This is a genomic window from Arthrobacter sp. HMWF013 (genome assembly GCF_003061105.1).
Lineage (GTDB): Bacteria > Actinomycetota > Actinomycetes > Actinomycetales > Micrococcaceae > Arthrobacter.
The window spans coordinates 1-7,300 of sequence record NZ_QAIQ01000596.1 but is presented as its reverse complement, the minus strand read 5'-3'; the positions used below and the strand labels follow the sequence as shown (position 1 = coordinate 7,300).

Sequence of the window (7,300 nt, the reverse complement as noted above, 5' to 3'; positions counted from 1 at the left end):
GGCCAAGGACCTGTGGGCACAGGCTGAAAAGATCCAGCCGTACGACGATTCGAAGCCGCTTCAGATTGCCTCCAACACCGATGGTGGCAACAAGGAATGGATCGACGCCGTAGCCAACGGTTTCAAGAACAACCTCGGCATCCAGTCCGAAATCCAGCCCTTTGCCAAGTTCGCTGAAGTACTGAACCTGCGCAAGTCCCAGTCCCTCCCGGGCCTGTCACGCGCCGGCTGGCAGGGCGACTACCCGTCGCTCTACAACTTCCTCGGACCGGTCTGGGCCACGGGTGCTTCCTCCAACTACGAGAAGTACTCGAACCCCGAGTTCGACAGCCTCCTCAAGGAAGGCCTTGCGGCCAAGTCCACCGAGGAAGCCAACGAGAAGTTCAACGAGGCACAGGAGATCCTCTTCAAGGATCTTCCGGGTCTGCCCCTCTGGGACCAGGCCAAGCCGATCGTCTGGAGCGAGAACGTCATCAAGGCCGAAACCGGCTGGAATGGCGGAGTTCTCTACTACAACATCACGGCCAAGTAGTCTCCACGATCTAACTTGCCGCAGGCGTATGGGGGTCCGGCACTAAGCCGGGCCCCCATTGTCCTGTTCGGCAGGAAGGCACCCATGAAATTCCCTTCTTCGCTCCCCGAAGGCCGGTGATCCGGTGGTCCGCTTTATCCTCCGCAGGCTCCTTCAGGCCATCCCCGTCTTCCTCGGCACTACCCTGCTGGTGTACTACATGGTTTTCGCCCTACCGGGTGACCCCATTGCGGCCCTCTTTGGCGACCGCCAACCCCCGCAGGCAGTGATCGACACACTGCGCAGCCAGTACCACCTGGATGAACCCTTCTGGGTCCAGTACGGCCTGTTCCTGCAGAACATTTTCACTTTCAACCTCGGCAACGACTTCACCGGACAGCCGATCGCTGCCTCATTGGCGAGGGTCTTTCCCGTAACCGCGATGCTGGCACTTGAAGCGTTGCTTATCCAGACCGTATTCGGCGTGGCATTCGGTGTCTTTGCCGGCCTGCGTCGTGGTGGCGTGTTTGATTCCACCGTGCTGGTCGCCTCGCTCGTAGTCATCGCTGTTCCCACGTTTGTCCTTGGCTTTGTTTTCCAGTTGGTCTTCGGAGTCCAGCTGGGCTGGGCCAAACCGACAGTCGGCGCTAACGCCGACTGGGGCAACCTGCTGCTGCCGGCCACCGTGCTGGGCCTTGTGTCGTTTGCCTATGTCCTTCGCCTGACGCGTGCTTCGGTCAGCGAGAGCATGAATGCCGATTACGTGCGGACTGCCACAGCAAAGGGCCTTTCCCGGCCCCGGGTTGTGATGGCACATATCCTGCGCAACTCCCTGATCCCCGTAGTCACCTTCCTGGGCGCAGACCTTGGCGGTCTGATGGGTGGCGCCATTGTCACCGAAGCCATCTTCAACGTGCCAGGGGTGGGCAACAAGCTCTATCAGGCCACCTTGCGGACTGAGGGGCCCACCATTGTCTCCATAGTCAGCGTGCTGGTTCTGGTATTTGTGGTAGCCAACCTGCTCGTTGATCTCCTGTACGCCTGGCTGGACCCAAGGATTCGTTATGACCAGTAAAAACAGCCACTTTGTGGCGCCCATCGACGAAACGCCGCTGCTCGCGACCGACACGCTCAAGACTGAGCAGGCGCCACTGAGCCTGTGGTCCGATGCGTGGCGCAAGCTCCGCCGTCGTCCGCTGTTCATCATTTCGTCGCTGTTGATCCTGGCGTTGATGATCATCGCGCTGTTCCCCGGACTGCTCTCGACTGTGCCGCCCAATGATGACTGCCAGCTCGGCAATTCCGAAGCAGGTCCGGCTCCCGGTCATCCTTTCGGATTCACCTTCCAGGGGTGCGATATCTATTCGAGGGTTGTCCACGGAACACAGGCTTCGCTCTCCGTGGGCCTCCTGTCTGTGATTTGCGTGGTGATCATCGGAGTGACGATTGGCGCGATCGCCGGCTACTACGGTGGCTGGGTTGACTCGGTCCTCGCACGTCTCGGTGATATTTTCTTTGCTTTGCCGTTGGTCCTTGGCGCCCTGGTTATCACCCAGCTGCCGTTTTTCCGTGACAACAAAAGCGTGTGGACGGTGGTGGTGATCATTGCGCTGCTGACGTGGCCCCAAATGGCGCGCATTGCCCGTGGCGCAGTCATCGAGGTCCGAAACGCAGATTTTGTGACTGCCGCCCGAGCTTTGGGCGTGTCGAGGGTCGGTGCGCTCCTGCGCCACGTCCTGCCGAATGCACTGGCACCGATCATTGTTATGGCCACCCTGAACCTGGGCATCTTCATCGTCCTCGAGGCCACCCTGTCATTCCTGGGCATTGGGTTGCCGCAAAGCATCATGTCCTGGGGCAACGACATTGCCGGCGCGCAGTCGTCCATCCGGACAAAGCCGGAGATCATGCTTTACCCTGCTGCAGCTTTGTCCATTACGGTCCTGAGCTTCATCATGTTGGGCGACGCCGTACGTGACGCCCTCGACCCGAAGAGCAGGCAGCGATGAGAGAAAACAACATGACGATTCCCGATGTTCATGTCGAGGAAGCAGGCAATTCAGGAGTCAAACCACTCCTGGAAATCCGTGACCTCGCCATCACCTTCAAGACCAGCACCGGCGAAGTCCAGGCAGTGCGAAACGCCCACCTGACCATCATGCCTGGTGAAACTGTGGCGATTGTGGGGGAGTCCGGCTCGGGCAAGTCCACTACGGCGTTGGCCGCGATCGGGCTCCTGCCGAACAACGGTGCGGTGACCGGCGGGCAGATCCTTCTTGATGGCGAGGATATTGCCCACGCCAGCGAAAAGCGGATGATTGAACTCCGCGGCAACACCATCGGCATGGTGCCGCAGGACCCGATGTCCAACCTGAACCCGGTCTGGAAGATTGGCTACCAAGTCAAGGAAACCCTTCGCGCGAACGGCCGGCCCAGTGGCCCGGACGACATCGCCAAGGTCCTTGAGCAGGCCGGACTCCCGGATGCCCACCGGCGCGCAAACCAGTACCCCCACGAGTTCTCCGGCGGTATGCGCCAGCGCGCGCTCATTGCGATCGGGCTCTCGTGCCAGCCGCGGCTTCTGATTGCAGACGAGCCGACGTCGGCACTGGACGTGACTGTCCAGCGGCAGATCCTGGATCACCTTGACACCATGACCACTGACCTGGGCACGGCTGTCCTGCTCATCACCCATGACCTGGGCCTGGCAGCGGAGCGTGCTGACAAAGTCGTGGTCATGTACCAAGGACAGGTCGTGGAGTCCGGTCCGTCCCTGGAGTTGCTCCGGAATCCGCGGCACCCGTACACCAAGCGGCTGGTTGAGTCCGCTCCCTCCCTGGCGAGCCGACGGATCCAGGTTGCCAAGGAACTGGGCGTGGAAGCGGCCGACCTCCTTGCGCCCACCGAAGAACCGGCCGCAGATCACGTCCTGAAGATCCAGGACCTGCGGAAGGTCTACAAGCTCCGACAGGGGCTGGGCAAGGCAACCGACTTTGCAGCGGTGGACGGCGTCAGCTTTGACGTCACCAGGGGAACCACTACGGCCATCGTGGGGGAGTCCGGCTCCGGAAAGTCCACCGTGGCCAAGATGGTCCTCCAGCTGGAAAAGCCGACGGAGGGAAAGATCCTGTTCGACGGCGTGGATACGGCTGCACTGAAGCCGGCGGAACTCTTCAAGTTCCGGCGCCGGGTGCAGCCGATCTTCCAGGACCCCTACGGGTCGCTGGACCCCATGTACAACATCTTCAGGACCATCGAAGAGCCCTTGCGGGTCCACAAGATCGGCAACAAAGCGAGCAGGGTGAAGAAGGTCCGCGAACTGCTGGACCAGGTGTCCCTGCCGCAGTCGAGCATGCAGCGGTTCCCCAACGAGCTGTCCGGCGGCCAGCGCCAGCGTGTTGCCATTGCGCGTGCTCTTGCCCTGGACCCGGAAGTGATCATCTGCGACGAAGCCGTGTCGGCCCTTGACGTGCTGGTCCAGGCCCAGGTGCTGAACCTGCTCGCGGACCTGCAGGCCAACCTGGGGCTGACCTACCTGTTCATCACGCACGACCTCGCGGTGGTGCGCCAGATCGCTGACCACGTGTGCGTGATGGAGAAGGGGAAGCTGGTTGAGACCGGCTCCACGGACGACGTCTTTGAGTCGCCGCAGCAGGACTACACCAAGGCTCTGCTGAACGCCATCCCGGGGGCGAAGCTGATGCTCCCGCCCGAGGTGGCCTGAGCTTTCGGTTGATCCAGCGGTTGGAGCCGGTGCCCTCAGGGCACCGGCTCCTTCCTTTCCCCCGCAAGCCACGGATTCGGGTGAGCTTCGTCACTCCCGCCGGCGCAATGGGCGGGATTCTAACCCCGGCGGGATGCCGTCCGGCTGCGATTTTTAGGCCAATAAATGCCTCAGCGTCTAGAATGATGGAAGGCGCCCTGTGTTAATGGGCCAATCCGTCGTGCGTTCCGGTTGGAAATGCGGCGATACAACAGCTGACTTCACCACTGAATCGAGCACTCACGCATGTCTGAAACCACCACCAACACCGCGGTAGCCACTGCATCGCGCAGTGACCTGCGCAACGTCGCGATCGTGGCCCACGTTGACCACGGCAAGACCACTCTGGTCGACGCCATGCTCAAGCAGACCAACTCTTTTGCCGAGCACAACCACCTCGAAGACCGCGTGATGGACTCCGGTGACCTGGAGCGCGAAAAGGGCATCACCATCCTGGCCAAGAACACCACCGTGGCCTACAACGGACCGTCCTCCAAGGGCGAGACCATCACCATCAACGTGATCGACACCCCCGGCCACGCCGACTTCGGTGGCGAGGTGGAGCGCGGCCTGTCCATGGTCGACGGCGTTGTACTCCTCGTTGACGCTTCCGAAGGTCCGCTGCCGCAGACCCGCTTCGTGCTGCGCAAGGCCCTGGCCGCGCACCTGCCCGTCATCCTGCTGGTCAACAAGACCGACCGCCCCGACGCCCGCATCGACGAAGTTGTGCACGAGTCCATGGACCTGCTCCTGGGCCTCGCCTCGGACCTCGCCGACGAAGTTCCGGACCTGGACCTCGACAAGATCCTTGAAGTTCCCGTTGTCTACGCAGCAGCGAGGGTGGGCCGCGCCTCCCTGGACCAGCCCGCCGACGGCTCCGCTCCGGACAACGAGGACCTTGAGCCGCTGTTCAAGACCATCATCGAGCACATCCCGGCCCCGACGTACAACCCGAACGGTGTCCTCCAGGCCCACGTCACCAACCTTGACGCCTCGCCGTTCCTGGGCCGCCTCGCACTGCTGCGCATCTACAACGGCACCCTGCGCAAGGGCCAGACCGTCGCCTGGGCCCGCGCCAACGGAGAGCTCAAGAACGTCAAGATCACCGAACTGCTCGCCACCAAGGCACTGGACCGCGTCCCGGCCGAGTCCGCAGGCCCGGGTGAAATCGTCGCCGTCGCCGGCATCGAGGAAATCACCATTGGTGAGACCCTGACCGACGTCGACAACCCGCAGCCGCTGCCGCTGATCACCGTGGACGATCCCGCCATCTCCATGACCATTGGTATCAACACCTCGCCGCTGGCCGGCCGGGTCAAGGGCGCCAAGGTCACGGCCCGCCAGGTCAAGGACCGCCTGGACAAGGAACTGATCGGTAACGTCTCCATCAAGGTTCTCCCCACCGAGCGTCCCGACGCCTGGGAAGTCCAGGGCCGTGGCGAGCTGGCGCTGGCAATCCTGGTTGAGCAGATGCGACGTGAAGGCTTCGAACTGACTGTTGGCAAGCCGCAGGTTGTTACCAAGACCGTCGACGGCAAGATCCACGAGCCGATGGAGCACATGACCATCGACGTGCCGGAAGAGTACCTCGGTGCCGTCACCCAGCTGATGGCTGCCCGCAAGGGCCGCATGACCAACATGGCCAACCACGGCACCGGCTGGTGCCGCATGGAGTTCATCGTTCCGGCCCGTGGCCTGATCGGGTTCCGCACCAGGTTCCTCACGGACACCCGTGGCGCCGGCATCGCAGCCTCCATCGCCGAGGGCTACGAGCCGTGGGCCGGCCCGATCGAGTACCGCACCAACGGTTCGATCGTGGCTGACCGCTCTGGCGTGGTCACCCCGTTCGCGATGATCAAGCTCCAGGAACGCATGTCGTTCTTCGTGCAGCCCACCTCCGAGGTCTACGAAGGCATGATCGTTGGCGAGAACTCACGCGCCGATGACATGGACGTGAACATCACCAGGGAAAAGCAGCTCACCAACATGCGTGCAGCGTCCTCGGACACCTTTGAGAACATGACCCCGCCGCGCAACCTGACCCTGGAAGAATCCTTGGAATTCGCCCGCGAAGACGAGTGCGTTGAGGTGACCCCGGAGTCCATCCGTATCCGGAAGCTCATCCTGGACGCCAGCGACCGCGCCAAGGCCACGCGCGCCCGCGCCAAGGTCTAAGCACTGACGCACGCCTCAAGAAAAAACTGCCGGTACGGCAGGCGGGACTCCCGCCGTCGTACCGGCAGTTTCTTTTTGCCCGAAGTCAGCCGCGCCTTGGAACTCAGACGCGGGGCCGGCGCCGCGGGGGAGCGGCCGGCACTTCCTTGGCTGCCACTACATTTACCAAGGGGATCACGACGTCGGCCTGCCGCGTGCGGACGGTGCAGTCGCCGTCGGCGGTTCCCACCAGCAGTCCCAGCGCATCGGTCAGGCCGCCTTCGATCCGGTAGCGGACCACCACCCGGGTTTCGGGGGAAGCGGACGCCAGGAATTCGGCGGGCGACGGCGGGGGGAGACTCACCACTTCATACTAAGTGGGCGGCTAGGTTCGCGGGAACGGGCTGGGAGATAATAGGCTCAGAAGTCAACAGTCCGGCCAACGTGCCGGATTCAGTGCCGGCGGATGCCGGAAAATCGTGGAGAGGCCAGGGACGTGACGTACGTAATCGCGCAGCCGTGTGTAGATGTCAAGGACAAGGCATGTATTGAGGAATGCCCCGTTGACTGCATCTATGAGGGTGAGCGTTCCCTGTACATCCATCCGGATGAGTGCGTCGACTGTGGCGCCTGCGAGCCGGTTTGCCCGGTGGAGGCCATCTACTACGAGGATGACACCCCGGAAGAGTGGGCCGACTACTACAAGGCCAACGTAGAGTTCTTCGATGACCTGGGCTCGCCCGGTGGCGCTGCCAAGATCGGCAACACGGGCAAGGACCACCCGATGATCGCCGCCCTGCCGCCGCAGAACCAAGACTGACCCGGGCCCACCGTTGACCGCAGCCGTGAACAGCTTTGGCCTGAGCCTGCCT

General features: G+C 62.5%; 6 protein-coding genes and 1 pseudogene. 6 read left to right on the top strand and 1 reads right to left on the bottom strand.

The window, feature by feature from the left end; translation table 11 throughout:
• The 5 genes and pseudogenes from DBR22_RS20190 to typA form a co-directional block, all read left to right on the top strand.
• Window positions 1-532 (top strand): annotated as a pseudogene (locus DBR22_RS20190) (ABC transporter substrate-binding protein); the annotation flags it as partial.
• Window positions 533-656: 124 nt separating this feature from the next.
• Window positions 657-1,586, top strand: coding sequence for an ABC transporter permease (locus DBR22_RS20185; protein WP_108600467.1), 930 nt, complete (start codon window positions 657-659; stop codon window positions 1,584-1,586).
• Window positions 1,576-2,520 carry an ABC transporter permease gene (locus DBR22_RS20180; protein WP_108600466.1) on the top strand — a complete coding sequence of 315 codons (945 nt, stop codon included), beginning with the start codon at window positions 1,576-1,578 and terminating at the stop codon, window positions 2,518-2,520. The genes DBR22_RS20185 and DBR22_RS20180 overlap by 11 nt, the downstream gene beginning before the upstream one ends.
• A gap of 11 nt (window positions 2,521-2,531) precedes the next feature.
• On the top strand, window positions 2,532-4,235 hold the full coding sequence (locus DBR22_RS20175; protein ID WP_108600465.1) for a dipeptide ABC transporter ATP-binding protein: 1,704 nt from the start codon (window positions 2,532-2,534) through the stop codon (window positions 4,233-4,235).
• Between the two features lie 285 nt (window positions 4,236-4,520).
• Window positions 4,521-6,449, top strand: a complete 1,929-nt coding sequence (gene typA / locus DBR22_RS20170; RefSeq protein ID WP_108600464.1) for a translational GTPase TypA — start codon at window positions 4,521-4,523, stop codon at window positions 6,447-6,449.
• Window positions 6,450-6,552: 103 nt separating this feature from the next.
• Here the strand turns inward: typA and DBR22_RS20165 are convergent, their stop codons facing one another.
• Complete coding sequence (locus DBR22_RS20165) at window positions 6,553-6,792, bottom strand: putative acetyltransferase (RefSeq protein ID WP_258229338.1); 240 nt, start codon at window positions 6,790-6,792, stop codon at window positions 6,553-6,555.
• A gap of 132 nt (window positions 6,793-6,924) precedes the next feature.
• Between DBR22_RS20165 and fdxA the strand changes: the two genes are divergently transcribed.
• Window positions 6,925-7,248, top strand: coding sequence for a ferredoxin (fdxA, locus tag DBR22_RS20160; RefSeq protein WP_108600463.1), 324 nt, complete (start codon window positions 6,925-6,927; stop codon window positions 7,246-7,248).
• Window positions 7,249-7,300: the final 52 nt, after the last annotated feature.

What these genes read in the sequence shown, in the direction of transcription:
- DBR22_RS20180 (WP_108600466.1), top strand. Translation starts at nt 1,576, where the DNA reads ATGACCAGTAAAAACAGCCACTTTGTGGCGCCCATCGACGAAACGCCG.
- DBR22_RS20175 (WP_108600465.1), top strand. Translation starts at nt 2,532, where the DNA reads ATGACGATTCCCGATGTTCATGTCGAGGAAGCAGGCAATTCAGGAGTC.
- typA (WP_108600464.1), top strand. Translation starts at nt 4,521, where the DNA reads ATGTCTGAAACCACCACCAACACCGCGGTAGCCACTGCATCGCGCAGT.